Raw genomic sequence first — 19499 nt, 5'->3', positions numbered from 1 at the left:
TGCTCGTTCCGCACGCTCCAGCGTAGGAATGCCCTGGGTGACGCTCCGCGTCACAAATCCGCGCAGCACCGCACAGTCGAAGGCGGAAGCAGAGCGTCCAGAACGGCACGCCCACGCGGAGTTTGGCGACGAGAGGTCAGGTGTTCCGCTTTCCGGCTTTACAACTTGATCCAGGTAGACTTCAGCTCTGTGTATTTGTCGAATGCATGCAGCGATTTGTCGCGACCGTTACCCGACTGCTTGAAGCCACCAAACGGCGCGGTCATGTCGCCGCCGTCGTACTGGTTGACCCAGACGCTGCCTGCGCGCAATGCCTTGGCGGTCAGGTGGGCCTTGGAGATGTTCGCAGTCCACACCGCAGCGGCCAGCCCGTACTGGGTGTCGTTGGCGATCCGGATCGCTTCTTCGGCGCTGTCGAATGTGAGCACCGAAAGTACCGGGCCGAAGATTTCTTCCTGAGCGATCCTCATCGCATTGTTCACGCCGTCGAAAATAGTCGGCTCAACGTAAGTCCCGCCCGTTTCCTGCAGGATGCGCTTTCCGCCTGCGACCAGTTTGGCGCCATCGGTGTGACCCGCTTCGATGTAGGACAGTACGGTGTCCATCTGCTGGGTATCGACCAGTGCGCCGACATTGGTCGCCGGGTCCAGCGGGTTGCCGGGCTTCCAGGTGCTCAGTGCTTCGATCACCATGGGCAGGAAGCGATCCTTGATGGAGCGTTCGACCAGCAGGCGCGAACCCGCAGTGCACACCTCGCCCTGGTTGAACGCAATCGCGCTGGCCGCTGAGTTGGCCGCCGCCTGCAAGTCCGGCGCGTCGGCAAACACGATGTTCGGGCTCTTGCCCCCGGCTTCTAGCCAGACGCGCTTCATGTTCGATTCGCCCGAGTAAATCATCAATTGCTTGGCGATTTTCGTTGAGCCAGTGAACACCAGGGTATCGACGTCCATGTGCAACGCCAGCGCCTTGCCGACGGTGTGGCCATAGCCCGGTAATACGTTGAGCACGCCTGCCGGAATACCGGCTTCAATGGCCAGCTGCGCAACGCGAACGGCGGTCAGCGGAGATTTCTCCGACGGTTTGAGGATCACCGAGTTGCCTGTGGATAACGCAGGGCCAAGTTTCCAGCAGGCCATCATCAGCGGGAAATTCCACGGCACAATGGCGGCGACGACGCCGACCGGCTCGCGAGTCACCAGGCCCAGCTGGTCGTGGGGCGTTGCGGCAACTTCGTCATACAGCTTGTCGATGGCCTCGCCGCTCCAGCTCAAGGCTCTGGCGGCGCCGGGGATGTCGACACCGAGCGAATCGCTGATCGGCTTGCCCATATCCAGCGTCTCGAGCAGGGCCAGCTCTTCAGCGTTCTGCTCGAGCAGCCCCGCGAAACGGATCATGATAGCCTTGCGTTTGGCCGGAGCCAGTCGTGACCAGGCGCCCGAGTCGAAGGTGCTGCGGGCACTCTCCACGGCGCGCTGGGCATCGGCAACATCGCAACTGGCGACCTTGGCGAGCAGGCGGCCATCGACCGGGCTGATGCAGTCGAATGCTTCACCGGAGGCGGCAGCGGTGTACTCACCTTGAATGAAGGCGCGGCCTTCAATCTTCAAATCCCGGGCGCGTTGTTCCCAGTCAGTGCGAGTCAGGGTGGTCATCGGCAGTCCTCCTTTTGAGTGTTGGCGTGTCATGATGGATTACAGACACAATCCTGAGTTTCAGGCCAGTCAATACCCTAAACCAGCGATCAGGCAAAACCAATATTTTTGACAGAAATAGCTGTTTTCGCGCTTTTTTGTTGATTTTATTAAACGGTCGGTGTTCGCAGCCAAGGCACTATTGCCTAGTTTGTTCGTTAAATCGTCAACGTGTTCAAGACAAGGGGTCATCATGGGTATCGCAAGCATCGTCGATTTCAGCGAAGCCAGCACCAGCGCCGAACATTACCGTCCTGCGCCGGAAAAGGTCTTCAAGGGCGATCCGGCTCAGACCATCTACAACCACTACAACAGTCCATGTGGCCAGATGAGCGCGGGCGTCTGGAATGGCGAGCCCGGTCAGTGGCAGTTGAATTACACCGAGCACGAATACTGCGAAATCGTTCAAGGCGTCAGCGTGCTGCGCGACGAGCAAGGCAACGCCAAGACGCTACGTGCGGGTGACAGATTCGTGATCCCGGCAGGCTTCAAGGGCACATGGGAGGTGCTGGAAACATGCCGCAAGATTTATGTGGTGTTTGAAGCGGCCGCACATAAATAAGTAACGCTTTGCTCGGGCGGGTATGGGTCATTTTAGGTGCGTCCAATGAAGGACATTCACTCAAACAGGATGTTGAAAATGACTAACGAAGTAATCGCCCAATCCCTTGAATACCTCGTCGGTAGCCGCTACGTACCTACCGTCAAAGCTTACATCAGCGAAATTACCGGTCTTCAGAAGGTAATCGGCCCTGGCGACATCACAACCATGGATTTGAACCCCATGCGACTGCATGTCAAGGTCGATAAGGCAGGGCTGGTATCCGGTTTCATTTTCGGCTGACCCGGGAGTTTTTTCCTGATCGCTTTGCTACAAGGATTCACACTTGAAAACGCCCGGCGCATTGCGTCGGGCGTTCTGCATTCTGGCTTTTGGCTGAAATCCCCAAGGTTGAGCCTCTAGGTCAGCCCGATTTTGCAGGCACAAAAAAACCCACCAGAACAGACTGTGTGAAAACCTAGCAATCTGCGCAGCGCTCAAAGAAAATGCTCCGTATCGAAAGATACAGAGCATTTTTCGTTATGGCCTACATCCAAGGTGAGTCCCGCAGCCAGACCAGCCTATTCCCGGTCTCGCTGGAAGAGTTGATCCCCGAGGATCACCTCGTTCGTGTCATTGACCTGTACGTTGCCAGGCTCGATCTGGTGCAACTGGGCTTCGATAAAGCGATTCCAAAAAGCACGGGGCGCCCTGCTTATGATCCCGCCGATCAGCTAAAACTCTACCTCTACGGCTATTTTCAGCGGATTCGCTCATCGCGACGTCTTGAAGCCGAGTGTCAGCGCAACATCGAAGTGATGTGGCTGATCAACCGGCTCAAGCCCGACTTCAAGACCATCGCCGATTTTCGCAAGAACAATAAACCCGCCTTCATCGCGACCTGCCGTGCTTTCGTTCGGTTTTGTCGCACGGCAGGCTTGATCGCCGGTGAGTTGGTGGCCATCGACGGCAGCAAGTTTCAGGCGGTCGCATCCTCACGGCGTCATGTGAATTTGAAGCAGCTCAAGCGCCAGGAAGAAAAACTGGATAAGCGCATCGCTCAGTATCTGGCCGAGCTGGATGAGGCCGACAAGGCTGAAACCACAGATTCAATTGATCGCAGCGCAATCAAGGTAGCCCTGGCACAGCTTGAGGCTCGACAACAGGATAATCAGAGTTGCCAGGCACTGATGCGTTCGATGGGCATCGAGCAGTTCAACACCCATGAAAGCGATGCCCGAATGATGCGCACGGCCAAAGGGCCACGTGTGGCCTACAACGTGCAAACCGTCGTGGACGCCGAGCATTGCCTGATTTTGCATCATGAGGTCACCCAAGATGGCGATGACCGAAAGCAACTGGAGCCGATGGCCAAGGCCGCCAAAGCAGAGTTACAGCAAGATGATCTGACGGTCACTGCCGATGCCGGCTACTCCAATGGCAAGCAGTTTCAGGCCTGCGAGGATGCTTCGATTACGGCCTATGTACCGCCCAATCGTTCGAAAAACCCTGGCAGTCAGGAAGAGCAGCTCTTTGAGCGAAAAGACTTTATCTATGAGACCGGACACGATCGTTTCCAGTGTCCGGCAGGCAAATGGTTAACGCTAAAACAGCACAACAAAGGTGATCGGATCTATCAGGCTGAGGTCGATGACTGCGCCAACTGCGCGCTGAAAACGCAATGCACTCGAGCCCGGCGCCGTTATGTCTCACGACATGCCCATGAAGAGGCTTTCGAGCGGATGGAGCAAAGAATGCAGGCGCATCCTGAGATGATGGCCAACCGAAGATCCATCGTTGAGCACCCCTTCGGCAACCTCAAGCAATGGCTATTTGGTAATGGCCGTTTCTTGCTGCGACAACTGGAGGGTACAAAAGCTGAAATGGCCTTGGCGGTGAATGCCTATAACCTGAAACGAGCGATTAAAGTGCTCGGTGTGCGCCATCTGATGGCTTTGATGGGCTGAGCGGACATTTTTTTCGTCTGCTGCCAATACAAAAAAAACGCCCCGAACAAGTCGGGGCGTTTGCTTGGGCCTTCATCAGTGTGTTTTCACACAGTCTGTTCGGGAGGTCTTTTTTTGCCCGCAATTCACAGCGTGAAGTTTTGTTCACCCCGCGCCACTTGCTCTGGTCGATCACCTGAAGTTAAATCTGCATCTTCCCAACCGATACGAGATGGAACCGCCATGCGCCTGCTTCTGGCCACTTCCCTGCTGACTCTGACGTTCATGTCCACAGGCTTTGTGTTTGCCGCCGGACAAACGTCTTCCGTTATCGATCCGCTGCTGCAAGCGATCAGCGAGCGCCTGAGCATTGCCGATCAAGTCGCCCTGAGCAAATGGGACAGCGGCAAGGCTGTCGAGGACCCGCCGCGCGAACAGCAAGTCATCAGTGCCGCACAGGCCCGTGCGGCCGAGTTCAAGCTGAACCCCGACGATGTTCAACAGCTGTTCCGGGCGCAGATCGAAGCCAACAAGCAAGTGCAGAATGCCCTGCTCGCCCAGTGGCATGCGGCGGGCAAGGCGCCTGATACGGTCAGGCTGAGCCTGACGGACGATATCCGCCCGAAACTCGACCGTCTGCAAACCCAATTGTTGCAGGCCTACGCCGACTTCCAGCCGCTGCGGGCAAGCGAAGACTGCAAGATTCAGCTCGACGCCGCGCTGAAGCGTTATCAGACCGATTCGATTCATGATCAGGCGCTGGTGCTGGCCACCGCTGACCTGTGCGCTGCAAAACGCTGACATGGCAGGCAGGTAGCGCAGCATAGGCCGATGTGTTCTATGCTGACGGCCATTCATGCCCCTTGCTGTCGAGAGCCTCATGCGTCAAAGCCTGATTTGCCTGCTGCTGTTGATCAGCCTGCCTGCCATGGCGCAGATCTATAAGTACACCGATGCGAACGGCAATACCGCGTTCAGCAATCAGCCACCCAATGGCACCAAAACCGAAGTGATCGAGTTGCCACCGCTGAACAGCATCGAAACCCAGACGCCATCGAGGACGGCGGTGAACAGCGCGCCGCCATCGGCCCCGCCCCAGGCGCCAGCGCAATCTCAGCCGCAAACGGCCTACGACGTACTGGAGCTCACAGACCTGCCCACCGATGAGGCCTTACGCGCCAACAATGGCACGTTCATCATCGGCGTGAAAGTCCAGCCGCGCCTGCAGCAAAATCATCGCCTGCAACTGCTGCTGGACGGCAATCTGTATGGACAGCCGTCCAACCTGCCACGTTTTCAGGTGGTCAATATCGACCGTGGCGAACACAGCTTCGCTGTGGTGGTGAAGGATGGCGAACGGATCATTCAACAGAGCGAAACGATCACCCTGACCGTACAACGCGTCCATCTCGGCAAACCATGAACACGCGCGGCCTGCTGATCTGTCTGCTGTTACTGGCGACACTGCCTGCCATGGCCGACGTCTACACCTACATCGACGCGCAGGGTAATCGGGTCTTTACCGATCAACCGCGCAAAAACGCCAAACGCGTCGACATCCCGCCCAGCAACAACATGACCGGCACGCCGCCCACCAGAACCCTGAAAGCCGGCCCTGCCAGGCCTGCGCCGCCGGCACCGATGTTTCACTATCAGTTGCTGAGAATTCTGGTCCCGGAGCCGGATGCGACCCTGAACAACCCGAGCGGTGATTTCATCGTCACGGTGACCAGCGAGCCAGCGTTACAGCCAGGGCACAGCTATCGACTGCTGCTGGATGGCGTTGCCGTCGGCCAGCCCGGACGCAGCCCGGTGTTTCCGGTCAGCAATATCGATCGTGGCACTCATCAACTGTCGGTAGAGGTTTTTGACGAGCTCGGGCGGGTTCTGGAAAAGACCCCGAATCAGCCGCTGCATGTGCAGCGTGTTTCCCTCGCGCAAAAGCGCATGACCCATCCCTGCACGGACGATCAATACGGTGTCCGCCCGGAATGCCCACTCAAGGACAAGCCAGAGCCGAAAAGCAGCATTCTGCCGTTCTTCTGACGACCGCCCTTTGCAAGCACCTTTTTGGTGCGCCTTTTACCCGCCTGCGCAACAATACAGCCCAAACTGGTTCAGAAATGCTGACTGGATAGCGCCGTATGCGGGCACACTTTCAAAAAACGCCCAGATTTTGCAGATAAAACGCTTCTTTTCGGAGCCTTGGTTTGGTTTTTGCAACTTCACCGATACAGCACTTATCAAGCACCGAATCGGTGATTTTGCTCATGCTGGCGAAGACCACCCAGCACCCGCATTGCGCGACTGCAATGCGCCAAAAGAGGTCAACACGATTCATGACTATCAGCGACGCGCTGCACAGACTGTTACTGGATAACCTGACCACTGCCACCATTCTGCTCAATTCCGACCTGCGGCTTGAGTACATGAACCCGGCGGCGGAAATGCTGCTGGCGATCAGCGGGCAGCGCAGCCATGGGCAATTCATCAGCGAGCTGTTCACCGAGTCGGCTGAAGCACTGAGTTCACTGCGCCAAGCGGTGGAACAGGCGCACCCGTTTACCAAGCGCGAAGCGATGCTCACCGCCCTCGCCGGCCAGACCCTGACCGTCGACTACGCGGTGACGCCGATCCTTAGCAAAGGCGAAACGCTGCTACTGCTCGAAGTGCACCCACGTGACCGCCTGCTGCGCATCACCAAGGAAGAGGCGCAGTTGTCCAAGCAGGAAACCACCAAAATGCTGGTGCGCGGCCTGGCCCACGAAATCAAGAATCCATTGGGCGGGATTCGCGGCGCCGCGCAGCTGCTGGCCCGCGAACTGCCGGAAGAAAGCCTCAAGGATTACACCAACGTCATCATCGAAGAGGCCGACCGGCTGCGTAATCTGGTCGACCGCATGCTGGGCTCCAACAAGTTGCCATCGCTGGCGATGACCAACGTGCATGAAGTGCTCGAACGGGTGTGCAGCCTGGTCGAGGCCGAAAGCCAGGGCTGCATCACGCTGGTGCGCGACTATGACCCGAGCATTCCCGATGTACTGATCGACCGCGAGCAGATGATTCAGGCCGTGCTCAATATCGTGCGCAATGCGATGCAGGCCATCAGCGGCCAGAACGAACTGCGCCTGGGCCGGATCACCATGAAAACCCGCGCCATGCGCCAGTTCACCATCGGCCACGTTCGACACCGATTGGTGAGCAAGATCGAAATCATCGACAACGGACCGGGCATCCCGGCCGAGCTTCAGGAAACCATTTTCTACCCGATGGTCAGTGGCCGCCCGGATGGTACGGGGCTCGGTCTTGCCATTACCCAGAACATCATCAGCCAGCACCAGGGCCTGATCGAGTGTGACAGCCATCCCGGCCACACCACGTTCTCGATCTTCCTGCCGCTGGAACAAGGAGCAGCTTCGACATGAGCCGTAGTGAAACTGTCTGGATCGTAGACGACGATCGTTCTATCCGCTGGGTACTGGAAAAAGCCTTGCAACAGGAAGGCATGACCACGCAAAGCTTCGACAGCGCCGACGGGGTGATGAGCCGTCTGGCCCGTCAGCAGCCGGACGTGATCATTTCCGACATTCGCATGCCCGGCGCCAGTGGTCTGGACCTGCTGGCGCGGATTCGCGAGCAGCATCCGCGCTTGCCGGTGATCATCATGACCGCCCATTCGGACCTGGACAGTGCCGTGGCCTCGTATCAGGGCGGCGCTTTCGAGTACCTGCCCAAGCCATTCGATGTCGACGAGGCGGTCTCGCTGGTCAAACGCGCCAATCAGCACGCTCAGGAACAACAAGGCCTGGACGTTGCGCCGACGCTGACCCGTACCCCTGAAATCATCGGCGAAGCCCCGGCCATGCAGGAAGTGTTTCGTGCCATCGGGCGTCTGAGTCATTCCAACATTACCGTGCTGATCAACGGTGAATCGGGGACCGGTAAAGAACTGGTCGCCCACGCCCTGCACCGCCACAGCCCGCGCTCGGCGTCGCCGTTCATTGCGCTGAACATGGCGGCGATTCCCAAGGACTTGATGGAATCAGAGCTGTTCGGTCACGAGAAAGGCGCGTTTACCGGCGCGGCCAATCTGCGTCGCGGTCGCTTCGAACAAGCTGACGGCGGCACGCTGTTCCTCGATGAAATCGGCGACATGCCCGCTGACACACAGACCCGCCTGCTGCGCGTTCTGGCGGACGGCGAGTTCTACCGGGTTGGCGGTCACACGCCGGTCAAAGTCGACGTGCGGATCATCGCCGCGACTCACCAGAACCTCGAAACCCTGGTGCAGGCCGGCAAGTTCCGTGAGGATTTGTTTCACCGCCTGAACGTGATCCGCATCCACATCCCGCGCATGTCGGACCGTCGTGAAGACATTCCGACGCTGGCCAAGCACTTCCTGAGCCGCGCGGCGCAGGAGCTGTCTGTCGAGCCCAAACTGCTCAAGGCCGAGACTGAGGAATACCTCAAGCATCTGCCGTGGCCAGGCAACGTTCGTCAGCTGGAAAACACCTGCCGCTGGATCACGGTCATGGCGTCGGGTCGTGAAGTGCACATCAGCGATCTGCCGCCGGAACTGCTCAGCCTGCCGCAAGACGCCGCCCCGGTGACCAACTGGGAACAGGCGCTGCGCCAATGGGCCGATCAGGCGTTGTCGCGCGGTCAGTCCAGCCTGCTGGACAGCGCGGTGCCGACCTTCGAGCGAATCATGATCGAAACCGCCCTCAAACACACCGCCGGCCGCCGCCGCGACGCTGCTGTGCTACTGGGCTGGGGCCGCAACACCTTGACCCGCAAGATCAAGGAACTGGGTATGAAGATCGATGGTGGGGACGACGACGAGGCTGATGAGGGCTGAGCAATCCCTCCTGACCAGACGGGTAACTGTTATTTCTGACAGTTACCCGTAGCGCCTACTAGTGATTAACTTCCTCTGACCCTACTCAAAGGGTCGGAAGGAGCCTATCGCCATGAGAAGTCAGTTATCCATCGAAACTGCCACCACGCCCGAAGAGCAAGCCAATAACGTGCGGTTACTGGCGGCACTGCCGCGTGGCGCCAGCGTTGAAAAACGCGACCGGATTGTTGACTACGAAATCGTCGAACTCGCCGCGCTGTTGCGCGAATGCAATCCGGAAAAGCTGACAGCGGAACAGGTTTTCGTCGAATACTGGAGCCGCATCACTCAGTTCAATGGCCCGGAAGAAATCTATGGCGATAACGGCAAGTACAACGCTTTCGTCCGGCTGGAAGATCTTTCGACACTGTTGGAACAGGCAAGACTTGCCGATGAATGGCTGACAAACCCGGACGATGAACGCGGCCCGGCACCTCCGCTGTGCGGAATTCCCTTCGGAATAAAAGACTCTGTCGCCATCAAGGGCCTTGAAAGCAAGAACGGCACCCAGGCTTTTTCAGGCAATCTGGCATTACGCGATGCGACATGTGTAGCCCGGCTCAGAGCCCAGGGCGCAATCATTATCGGTCATACCATCTGCTCCGAACTCTCGACCCATACTGTCGGGCAGTTTGCCGGTAATGCATGGGACCCGGCCCGCACGCCTGGCGGGTCCAGTCAGGGCTCGGGAGTTGCTCCGGTTGCACGCCTGTGCGCCGCCACGCTGGGCGAAGAGACTACGGGCTCAATCATCATTCCAGCCGCTGCCAATGGTGCCAGCGCGATAAAGCCGTCGTTGGGGTTGGTGTCAGGTGCCGGGGTCATGCCATTACGCAGTGGCTGGGACGTGATCGGCCCCATGGCGCGCTCGATACGTGATGCGTCGCTGGTACTGTCGATACTCGCTGGCCCTGATGGAGAAAACGACCCGCAAAGCCTGTCTGCGCCACCTATAGGCGACCAGCTATCGATTACACCATCGGCAGGCTCTGCACCCCTGGAAGGACTGACCATCGGTATTCCGCAGACGGACTGGATGTCTGAGCCGGGTCAGCCTCCGGCGCAATCTTACGACCAAGACTACAGCACGGCTTTCATCAGGTTCAAGGACCAGTTAGTGACACTGGGTGCCAGAGTCATTGAATTTCCCTGGCTGGATGCTGAAAACATTGAAAACATTCCTTACTCCTCCCCTTACCCGTTTCATGACGTGTCGGACAGTGATGGCGGTCTCTTGATGAGCGTTAACGCCCAGGCAGTCACTACCTACGCCAATCAAGTGGAAACCCGGCACTGGTCGGCCGTGCGTGATTTCGCAGAATCACTGGAGAATGAAGATGACAAAAACTATTTGCTGCAACGGTATTCCGAGTTCTTTGATCAGGTAGCCTCGCTCATTCCGGTGGGGATAAGAGTTGAAGCAGAGAACAGACGTCGTGAACAACAGAGGCTTTTTGAAAAGGCGCTGAATGACCACCAGATTGACTTCATGATGGTGCTGCCTCTCGGCGCACACGTCGGCGAGCGGGCAGGCGAATTGACAAAGACGCTCCCGGTACAGCGTAGGTATTTCGATATGCCCAATGCGTTGGCCTGGCCGATGCTCACATTGCCCATCGGCTATGGTGCAACCGGCGTTCCAAAGCAATTACCCGTCACGGCGGCGTTCTGGGGAAGACGCTTCAGTGAGCCATTGCTGGTGCAGGCTGCCATCGACTTCCAGACCCATTATCCCGAGTACCACACCAAAGCCCCGCCAGACCCGGATTTCGCCTCGCCCGCAGCCTTTCATATCTGGACGCAGGAAGAAATTCCTCCGCAGTACTCAGCTGATCCACTGGTCATTACCGAGGGCAGGAGAAAAAAATCATGAGCTCAACCTGCTACTTCGTCATCCAGTGGAAGCCTCTGAACAACCCGGCACTGCTGCGAGCACAAGCGAGTGTGCCGCCAGACGCATTTTTCAACGTCCGTTGGCGGCCGACGCAGGGCCAGGTTTATTACCCGGCCCTCGCTGTGCCTACTCAGCCAGCGATGGTTTCTCCCAGAGGTTGATCCCGCCTTCCACTGCAAAGCTGTCGATTTCCGCCAGCTCTTCCGGGCTGAATGCCAGGTTCTGCAGCGCACCGACGTTTTCGATGATCTGCTCCGGGCGGCTGGCACCGATCAGCGCTGAAGTCACACGCGGATCGCGCAGGGTCCAGGCAAGGGCCATTTGCGCCAGGCTCTGGCCACGACGCTGGGCAATTTCGTTGAGCGCACGTACATGGGCGATGTTCTGCTCGGACAAGTGCGAAGCCTGCAGCGAACCGCCGCCCGGACGATTGACCCGCGCGTCTTTGGGCACGCCGTTCAGGTATTTGTCCGACAGCAATCCCTGCGCCAGCGCAGTGAAGGCAATCACGCCAGCACCCAGCTCCTCGGTCGCATCGAGCAGGTCTTTCTCGACCCAGCGGTTGAGCAGGTTGTAGGCCGGTTGGTGAATCAGCAACGGTACTTTCCACTCTTTCAACAGCGCAGCGATTTCGCGGGTTTTGGCGCCGGAATACGACGAGATGCCGATGTACAGCGCCTTACCCTGCTGCACCGCAGTGGCCAGCGCGCTGGCGGTTTCTTCCAGCGGGGTGTCCGGGTCGAAGCGGTGCGAGTAGAAAATATCGACGTAATCCAGCCCCATGCGTTGCAGGCTCTGATCAAGGCTGGCCAGCACGTATTTGCGTGAACCACCGCCTTGCCCGTAAGGCCCCGGCCACATGTCCCAGCCTGCCTTGCTGGAGATGATCAGCTCGTCGCGGTAGTGCTTGAAGTCTTCGCGCAACAAACGACCGAAGTTGATCTCGGCGCTGCCGTAGGGTGGGCCATAGTTGTTCGCCAGGTCGAAATGGTTGATGCCCAGATCGAATGCCGTGCGCAGCATGGCGCGCTGGGTGTCGATCGGCGTGCTGTCGCCGAAATTGTGCCACAGGCCCAAAGACAGCGCCGGAAGCACCAGCCCGCTGCGGCCGGTACGGCGATAAGGCATGTCGTTGTAACGATTTTCGGCAGCGATGTAGGTCATTGAATCCTCTCTTGTCTGGGGGATATTCGAGGCGTCTTGCGCTGCGCTCGCGAGCGTGAAGCGTCTGCTCGCCGCGCGGGAATCATGGCTTTTGCCAGACGACCTGCTGAATGTCGACCCGCTTGGGTATCAAGTGGTTGTCGTAAAACAGATCAGCGGTCGCCTGCTGCGCACGCACGATCTCAGGGGTGATCGGCAAGCTCGGCGATACGGGCCGGTGGTCAAGATACTGAGTGATGACCGCCTCGGACAACCCCATGCTGCGCGCCAGAATCTGAATACTCTCGGCGCGCTGGGTGCGGGACAGGCCATCAGCCACAGTCAGTTCGTCGAGGATCTGCTGCACGAACTGCCCGTTTTTCTCGGCAAACGCCCGGCGTGCGGTATAGAAAGGCCCCGACAGCCCAAGACCTTCGCCGTTGGCCAGCAGGCGGCTATGACCTTCAGTCATGGCGATTGAATAGTACGGGTCCCAGATCGCCCAGGCGTCGACGCTGCCGTTTTCAAACGCGGCGCGGGCATCCGCCGGGGTCAGGTAAATCGGCTGGATATCCTTGAATGTCAAACCGGCTTTGTTCAACGCACGCAGCACCACGTTATGAGAGCTGGAGCCCTTCTGCAACGCGACCTTGCGGCCTTTCAGGTCTGCAACGCTGTGCAGCGGACTTTCGTTGCGCACCAATAGGGTTTCCGCCTGCGGCTTGGCGGGTTCCGCGCCGATGTAGACCAGATCTGCGCCTGCGACCTGAGCGAAGATCGGTGGAATGTCGCCGGTCGAAGCGATGTCCAGGCTGCCGATGTTCAACGCCTCAAGCATCTGCGGCCCGGCCGGAAACTCGATCCATTTGATTTTTGTATCAGGAAAACGCTTCTCCAGCAGCGCGTGCTCCTTGGCCAGAACCAGCGTGATCGAGCCTTTCTGATAGCCGATGCGCAACGTGTCGGGATCGTTGGCAGAGGCTGTATTGAACAAGCCACTGAAAGCCAGAATGGCGGCGATGAAGGTGAATGGTTTCATGGGTAATCCTTTAATTCAGTGGTCTATGCCCTAAAGCCATTGCCATACACAAATCTGTCTTTGACTCTGCCCGCAGGGCGTGGGAGCGGCCTTGTGTATAACGATGAATGCACGGTAACAATCAAAACCTGTAAGCAGGCCGCTGCAAGCACAGGTTTTCGCGCAACGTTGTGCCTTCGTACTCAGTACGAAACAGCCCGCGCCGCTGCAACTCCGGCACCAGCAACCGGGCGACGTCTTCCAGACCGCCCGGCAGATGCGGCACGAGAACGTTGAAGCCGTCAGCCGCGCCTTGCTCAAACCAGATTTGCAGTTCATCGGCGATCTGCTCAGGCGTACCGATCAGGCTGTAGTGCCCTCGCCCACCGGCAATCCGCCGCCCCAGTTGCGCGAGGGTCAGGTTCTCCTGATCGGCCAGTTCGGTGAGCAGCTTTTGCCGACTGCGCTGGCCGCTGTCAGTCAACGGCAGTTCCGGCAACGGTCCATCCAGCGGATAGCCGGACAGGTCGAAATTGCCCAGCATGCGCCCCAACAAAGCAACGCCCACCTGCGGCTCGACCAGCTCCTGAAACGACTCGAATTTCTCTTTCGCCAGCGCTTCGGTTTTGGCCACGACGATGAACACGCCGGGCATGACTTTCAGTGAATCCGCGTCACGCCCGTAAGCGCTCAAACGACCCTTGATGTCCGCATAAAACGCTTGGGCGCTGGTCAGCGAGGTCTGCGCGGTGAACACCACTTCCGCCGTCTGCGCCGCCAGGTCGCGACCGACTTCCGAGGAACCGGCCTGCACCACCACCGGCTGACCCTGGGGCGAGCGCGCCACGTTCAGCGGGCCTTTGACGCTGAAATGCTCGCCCACATGATCGAGCACATGCACTTTAGCCGGGGCGTAATACTCGCCGCTGGCTTTGTCACGAGTGAAAGCGTCGTCTGCCCAGCTGTCCCACAGGCCGGTCACAACGTGGTGAAACTCCCGCGCTCGGCTGTAACGCTCGGCATGGGCGACATGTTCGGCGCGACCGAAATTCTGCGCTTCGGCGGCGGCATCCGACGTCACCAGATTCCAGCCCGCCCGACCGCCCGACAGATGATCCAGCGAGGCGAACTTGCGGGCGACGTGATAGGGCTCGTTGTAAGTAGTCGTCGCCGTTGCGATCAGGCCGATGTGCTCGGTCACCGCGCTCAGTGCCGAGAGCAGCGTCAACGGTTCGAAATGATCGGAGCGCGCCATGCGACTGGCGATATCACCGGTCGCCGCAGCCACACTGTCGGCCACGAACAACGCATCGAATTTCGCTGCCTCGGCGACCTGGGCCAAATGCCGGTAGTGCTTGAAATCCAGCCCCGCATCCGCAGGCACATCCGGGTGACGCCAGGCCGCAACGTGGTGCCCGGTGGCCATCAGAAAAGCGCCCAGTTTCATCTGTCGAGCAGTCGTGCTCATGCTTCACTCCTTACTGTGTTGCTGCGGGCAGCAGCTCAAAAATCCTTGCGCAGCTGCACGCCGAAATAGCGTTCATCATCACGCGGCACAGATCGGTAAACGTAGTTGCCGCCAGTCGCCAGCATCGGTGAATAAGACTTGTCCGCCAGATTCTTGCCGAGCAGCGCCACGCGCCAGCCGCTGTTGTAATCGGCCAGTGCCACGCTGGCGTTCCAGATTCCGTACGCACCCTGCTTGGTGTCCGGGTTCTGGCTGATGTCGTACTGCACTTCGCTTTGCCAGCTGTAATCGGTGCCCAGTTCGATATCCAGGCCGTTGTCCAGCGGGATGGTGTAATCGGCGCGCACGTAACTTTTCCAGTCCGGGCTGTACGGCAGGGTTTTACCGTCGACATTGCATGACGCCGCCGCACCGGCCGGGCAGGCAAACGTGTCGATGCGCGCACGGGTGTAGGACAACGCGCCGGAAAGCTTCAGGTTATGGGTGGCCTGCAAGGCGTAATCCAGCTCGACGCCTTCGGTGCTGACGCTGCCTGCGTTGATCAACCGCGTTACGACCTGCCCGGCAACGCTGTCGAAGAAGTTCGCCTGGTAGTTGTCGTAATCGCTGTGGAACACCGCCAGATTGGTGGTCAGGCGATTGTCCCACGTGGTGGCCTTGAGGCCGACTTCCCAGGTGTTAGAGGTTTCCGGCTTGAGGGCTTCGGTGTCGCGCGGCTGCATGTTGAAGAACACGTTATAGGCCGGGCCTTTGTAGCCACGCGAGTAGGTGATGTAGGTCATCACGCTGTCGCTCAGGTCATATTGCAGGCCGAGACGCCCGGACTTGCCGTCCTCGTCCACCGACCCGGAACTGCTGGTCGCAGGCTGAATGCCGCTGACCGTGGTCGCCGATGTCGAAACGCGGCGATGGTCGTACTCCAGATCGTCGTGAGTCCAGCGCGCACCGGCAATCGCGCGGAAGTCCGGTGTGAAATTGAAGGTGGTTTCGCCAAACACCGAGTAGCTGTCGGTGGTGGTGCTGTAATCGGCAATGCCACGGTTTTGCGTGGTCGGGGTGATCAGCGTGCGCTGATAGGTTTCGTCACTCTTGCCGTGCATGTAGAACAGCCCGCCGACGTACTCGACAAACTGACCTTTCGGCGACGCCAGACGCAGCTCCTGAGAATACTGGTTGAACTCCAGATCACCTTTGTCTTCTGTGCCGGGGAAGGCGGCGGTGATGGTGCCGAGACGGTCGCCATCCTGATACTGGGTGTTGTCCCAGCCGCGCCAGGCGGTGATGGACGTCAGGGTGTAATCGCCCAGTTGCCAGTCAAGCTGGCCGGACAAACCTTTGTTGACGTCCTCGACATGGCTGCGGTAATCGCTGAGCACGTTACGGTTGTCACTGCCGGCACGTACCGGTGCCAGCGCACTGGCGAACGACGGGGTCAGCGCCTTGGTTACCACGCCATTGGGCGCGTCATCGTGGGATTGCATATAGTCCGCAGCGAGGGTGAAGGTGATGTCATCGTTGGGCGTGAATTCCAGTTTGCCGCGCGCGCCCTTGCGGTTGTAACCGTTGACTTCCTGACCGTTGCGCTTGTTGTCGACGTTGCCGTCGTAGCTGCCGAACAGCGTGGTGATCGAGCCCTTGAGGGTTTGCGGAATCAGGCTGCCGCCGATGCCGAAACGGGTGCGGCTTTCGTTGCCGCTGTAATACGACTGATCGATATAACCGTGGGTCTCTTCGGTCGGCGCCTTGGTGGTGACGTTGAGCACACCGGCCGACGCATTCTTGCCGAACAGCGTGCCTTGCGGGCCGCGCAGCACTTCGATGCGCTCAAGGTCGAGCAGGTCCAGCGTGGCCTGACCCGGGCGCGCATACACCACACCATCGATCACGGTCGCCACGGTCGGCTCGACGCCCGGCGAGGTGGAAATGGTGCCGACACCGCGAATGAACAGCGAGGTGTCCTTGTTGGAAGCGCCAGTACGGAAATTCAGCGATGGCACTTGCTGCACGATGCTGGCCACGCCGTTGCGGTTGTCCCGCTCCAGTTGTTCGCCCTGAATCACCGAGACTGCGACCGGGACTTTTTGCAGCGACTCTTCACGGCGTGTGGCGGTCACGGTGACCGATTCCAGCGCGACGGTTTCCGTATTCTGCGCTGCATCAGTATCCGCCATGGCCGGCACCCACGGTAGAGCCGTCAGCCCCATCAACAGCCATCCATAACGACGCCCCCGCGCCGCATGAGCCTGATCGATGGCTTGCGCCAGAAGTGTGTGTTCGACGACATCCCCATGAGTTGTGTGCATCTGCGTGCCTGCCTGAAATATGCCCTGATCCGACAGTGCAATGCGCACTGACGCGTGTTCGTGCTGGCTAAACCGGGTCCGGGCATTCGCGGTGGCGAGTAGCAGACAACCATCGTTGTTAGCGCTAACATCGCTAGTATCAGGATTTGACAGATAGATCGTCCAATACTGAAAAATTAGTTTTATATTCCTTTTACTTTTATATGAAGTGCTCGAGCATGGCCGACGAAAAACCTGCGACACGCAAACGCCGAGGCGCAGGCCGGGTGACGATCACCTCCGTGGCACGCCAGGCGGGGGTGTCGGCCATCACTGTGTCGCGCTATTTCAATCAGCCCGGACAAGTGTCGCCAGAGTTGCGCGAACGCATCGCGGCGGCAGTCAGCGCGCTGGGCTATGTACCCAATCTGGTGGCGGGGGGTCTGGCGTCGGCGCGCAGCAAGGTGGTAGCCATGGTGATTCCCAATATCTCCGGCCCTATCTTCGCCAACACCATTCAGGGCTTCAGCGACACGTTGAGCCAGCATGGTTTCCAGTTGCTGTTGGCCTCCAGCTACTTTTCCGCCGAACAGGAAGAAAGCGCCGTAAGGGCGTTTCTGGGCTGGTCACCGGCAGCACTGGTATTGACCAGTCGCTTTCACAGCACCGCTACGGAAAAGATGATCGAGCAGACCGATATCCCGGTGATCGAAACCTGGGACCACCAGCCCGAACGCAGCCCGATCCAGATTGGTTTCTCTCACTACGACGTCGGCGTTACCGCAGCCCGCTATCTGCACGCCAAAGGCTATCGCCGCATCGCGTTCGTGCAGAACAGCATCGCAGGTGACTTCAGCGCACTGGAGCGGCGCGACGGTTACGCCGTCACCCTGAAAAGACTCGGCATCAAGCCATGGGTGTTCGTCCCGGACGCCGGGCGAGCGCCATTCGAGGCGGGTAAACAGGCGATGGAAACACTGATGAGCCAGACGCCACGCCCTGACGCCATCTTCTTCGCCAACGACAACCTCGCCGCTGGCGCCCTGCTCGCCAGCCAGCGCGCAGGCCTGCACATACCGCAGGACTGCGCCGTCATGGGCTTTGGCGACTACGCCTTCGCAGAAATGATGTTACCCAGCCTCACCACCATCAAACCGCCCGCACTGGAGATCGGCGTCATGGCGGCGACACGCGTACTTGAAAGCCTTGGGGTGTTACCGGTGGAGGGTGAGATACAGCGGCTGAATCTGCTGGATTGCAGGTTGGTGGAGCGGGAGAGTACGTGAATCTCCAGGCCCGACTCACTAAACGCCAGACACAAAAAAACCGTCTTTGATGGACGGTTTTCTTGAACATATTACTTTCACAGGAGACGGTATTAGCCGTGTCGCCGAGGTGGAGTCCTGCACTCTTGGCTCGACCATGTGGCGCCGATTCTAGTGAGTGGATGTGACCCGTGTCAACCTGATTGACGGAAGACAGCAGACAGCCACTACTCGGCCGAAGCACCATCCAGCCCGCGCTGACAAGCAAGGCCGGCGTCATAATCCAGCTCCCACTCCGACGCCCATCGTTTCGCCAGATTCTCGACAGTCTTCAGCTTCTGGAAGGTATTAAGAGACACTAAGAGTTCTCGGGCGAGGCGTTCGACGTCATGCTGGAGTTTATCGGCCCTGAGTTTTTCCTGAAGAAACAGGTTGTAAGGCACGTAGTTGCTGGCACCAATCGCATGAATCAATGCGGCTTTGAGAAGCTTTTCTTCGGCCTTCGCCAAGGCGACCGTGTAACGCACGTTACGCGAAGGGCTGCCTGTACCAAAGCTCATCGGAGGTAACAGCCTTTGAATCGAAACGGCCTCTGTACGACCACAAAGTACATAACTGGAATGACCACTAAATTTGTAACGGGGCATTCGGTTCAGGGTAGCCTGATCAATCTTGAAGACCGATTTGTCGCCCTGCGAGGGAGCTACCGACGTCACTGGAGCCACCTGAACGAGGTTGGCTGAAACAACCTTAACCACCACAGCTAATCGGCGCTTGTGCATCTCTCCCCACAGAAGCATGTCGCTGTAGCGCTTATTGGTCTTCGTACTCGCATCCGGGCGTCCCGTTTGCTGAGCGAAGCCGTAGTCAACCTCAACCAATGTTCCAGGCCTCAGTATCTTCCACACTGTCTGATTCTTGTCCTTCTTGAGCGTTTGGTAGAGAAATACCTCCTTAGACACGTCTTGAGCTTTGAGGAAGATATTGAAGACAGCTGGACTGCAGGCCGTAGCCGGTTCGCCGACAACCGATATTAATTCCCAGCGATGGTTATCACAGGTCGAGAAGCATCTGGTGATGTAGACCGGATGCCTTTCCTGCACGAGGAACTGGCAGGCCCGGAATGAGTGCTTCACGAATGTTCTCGTAGACTTCAGCGCCAAGAAGACTCGATGCAGGCAGCCTCGACGCAGTGTCGAAATAGCGAACAATCATCGTCTGCATCAAGACATCCTGTCGATTTATGAAAACCGCGTTCTGGCCTGCTGTATGGACAGCTGAAAACCTGGAATACATTTCCACACGACTCAGATCTATCTGTCCGCTCATGCTCTCCTGACTTCAATAGCACAAA

General features: G+C 58.5%; 17 protein-coding genes. 11 read left to right on the top strand and 6 right to left on the bottom strand.

The window, feature by feature from the left end; translation table 11 throughout:
* Positions 1–158: 158 nt before the first annotated feature.
* A complete protein-coding gene (locus tag BLT55_RS21425; RefSeq protein ID WP_055001268.1) occupies positions 159–1652 on the bottom strand; it encodes an aldehyde dehydrogenase in 1494 nt (497 codons plus the stop codon).
* A 232-nt stretch (positions 1653–1884) separates the two neighbouring features.
* On the opposite strand from BLT55_RS21425, the gene BLT55_RS21420 reads away from it, so the two are divergent.
* The 10 genes from BLT55_RS21420 to BLT55_RS21375 all read left to right on the top strand — a co-directional run bounded on the left by BLT55_RS21420 (position 1885) and on the right by BLT55_RS21375 (position 10948).
* Positions 1885–2253 carry a cupin domain-containing protein gene (locus tag BLT55_RS21420; protein ID WP_055001267.1) on the top strand — a complete coding sequence of 123 codons (369 nt, stop codon included), beginning with the start codon at positions 1885–1887 and terminating at the stop codon, positions 2251–2253.
* A 78-nt stretch (positions 2254–2331) separates the two neighbouring features.
* Positions 2332–2535: an I78 family peptidase inhibitor gene (locus BLT55_RS21415; RefSeq protein ID WP_055001295.1), complete on the top strand. Its 204-nt coding sequence runs from the start codon at positions 2332–2334 to the stop codon at positions 2533–2535.
* A 239-nt stretch (positions 2536–2774) separates the two neighbouring features.
* Complete coding sequence (locus BLT55_RS21410; protein WP_055001182.1) at positions 2775–4199, top strand: IS1182-like element ISPsy6 family transposase; 1425 nt, start codon at positions 2775–2777, stop codon at positions 4197–4199.
* Between the two features lie 222 nt (positions 4200–4421).
* Entirely contained in the window at positions 4422–4979 is a 558-nt protein-coding gene (locus tag BLT55_RS21405; protein WP_054999545.1) for a chorismate mutase, read from the top strand.
* Between the two features lie 79 nt (positions 4980–5058).
* Positions 5059–5601, top strand: coding sequence for a DUF4124 domain-containing protein (locus BLT55_RS21400; RefSeq protein ID WP_054999544.1), 543 nt, complete (start codon positions 5059–5061; stop codon positions 5599–5601).
* A complete protein-coding gene (locus tag BLT55_RS21395) occupies positions 5598–6224 on the top strand; it encodes a DUF4124 domain-containing protein (RefSeq protein ID WP_054999543.1) in 627 nt (208 codons plus the stop codon). The genes BLT55_RS21400 and BLT55_RS21395 overlap by 4 nt, the downstream gene beginning before the upstream one ends.
* Positions 6225–6234: 10 nt before the next feature.
* Complete coding sequence (locus tag BLT55_RS33550) at positions 6235–6558, top strand: hypothetical protein (RefSeq protein WP_162234945.1); 324 nt, start codon at positions 6235–6237, stop codon at positions 6556–6558.
* Positions 6518–7603, top strand: coding sequence for a nitrogen regulation protein NR(II) (glnL, locus tag BLT55_RS21385; protein WP_054999541.1), 1086 nt, complete (start codon positions 6518–6520; stop codon positions 7601–7603). Before BLT55_RS33550 ends, glnL begins: the two co-directional genes overlap by 41 nt.
* Entirely contained in the window at positions 7600–9036 is a 1437-nt protein-coding gene (gene ntrC, locus BLT55_RS21380) for a nitrogen regulation protein NR(I) (RefSeq protein ID WP_054999540.1), read from the top strand. The genes glnL and ntrC overlap by 4 nt, the downstream gene beginning before the upstream one ends.
* Before the next feature lie 112 nt (positions 9037–9148).
* Entirely contained in the window at positions 9149–10948 is a 1800-nt protein-coding gene (locus BLT55_RS21375; RefSeq protein ID WP_082438122.1) for an amidase, read from the top strand.
* Between the two features lie 147 nt (positions 10949–11095).
* On the opposite strand, the gene mgrA is transcribed toward BLT55_RS21375, so the two are convergent.
* The 4 genes from mgrA to BLT55_RS21355 form a co-directional block, all read right to left on the bottom strand.
* Positions 11096–12133, bottom strand: coding sequence for an L-glyceraldehyde 3-phosphate reductase (mgrA, locus tag BLT55_RS21370; RefSeq protein ID WP_054087707.1), 1038 nt, complete (start codon positions 12131–12133; stop codon positions 11096–11098).
* Positions 12134–12215: 82 nt separating this feature from the next.
* Positions 12216–13151, bottom strand: a complete 936-nt coding sequence (locus BLT55_RS21365) for a sulfonate ABC transporter substrate-binding protein (RefSeq protein WP_055000472.1) — start codon at positions 13149–13151, stop codon at positions 12216–12218.
* Positions 13152–13272: 121 nt separating this feature from the next.
* Positions 13273–14598, bottom strand: coding sequence for an LLM class flavin-dependent oxidoreductase (locus BLT55_RS21360; RefSeq protein ID WP_055000471.1), 1326 nt, complete (start codon positions 14596–14598; stop codon positions 13273–13275).
* A 35-nt stretch (positions 14599–14633) separates the two neighbouring features.
* Positions 14634–16949, bottom strand: a complete 2316-nt coding sequence (locus tag BLT55_RS21355; RefSeq protein WP_104442773.1) for a TonB-dependent receptor — start codon at positions 16947–16949, stop codon at positions 14634–14636.
* Between the two features lie 170 nt (positions 16950–17119).
* Here BLT55_RS21355 and BLT55_RS21350 point away from each other — a divergent pair, with 170 nt between their 5' ends.
* Complete coding sequence (locus tag BLT55_RS21350; protein WP_055000470.1) at positions 17120–18166, top strand: LacI family DNA-binding transcriptional regulator; 1047 nt, start codon at positions 17120–17122, stop codon at positions 18164–18166.
* A 206-nt stretch (positions 18167–18372) separates the two neighbouring features.
* Here BLT55_RS21350 and BLT55_RS21345 read toward each other — a convergent pair whose 3' ends face one another.
* Complete coding sequence (locus BLT55_RS21345; protein WP_139206423.1) at positions 18373–19281, bottom strand: hypothetical protein; 909 nt, start codon at positions 19279–19281, stop codon at positions 18373–18375.
* Positions 19282–19499: the final 218 nt, after the last annotated feature.

This window comes from Pseudomonas cannabina (assembly GCF_900100365.1).
Classification (GTDB): Bacteria; Pseudomonadota; Gammaproteobacteria; order Pseudomonadales; family Pseudomonadaceae; genus Aquipseudomonas; species Aquipseudomonas cannabina.
This window is presented reverse-complemented; position numbering and strand designations above follow the sequence as displayed.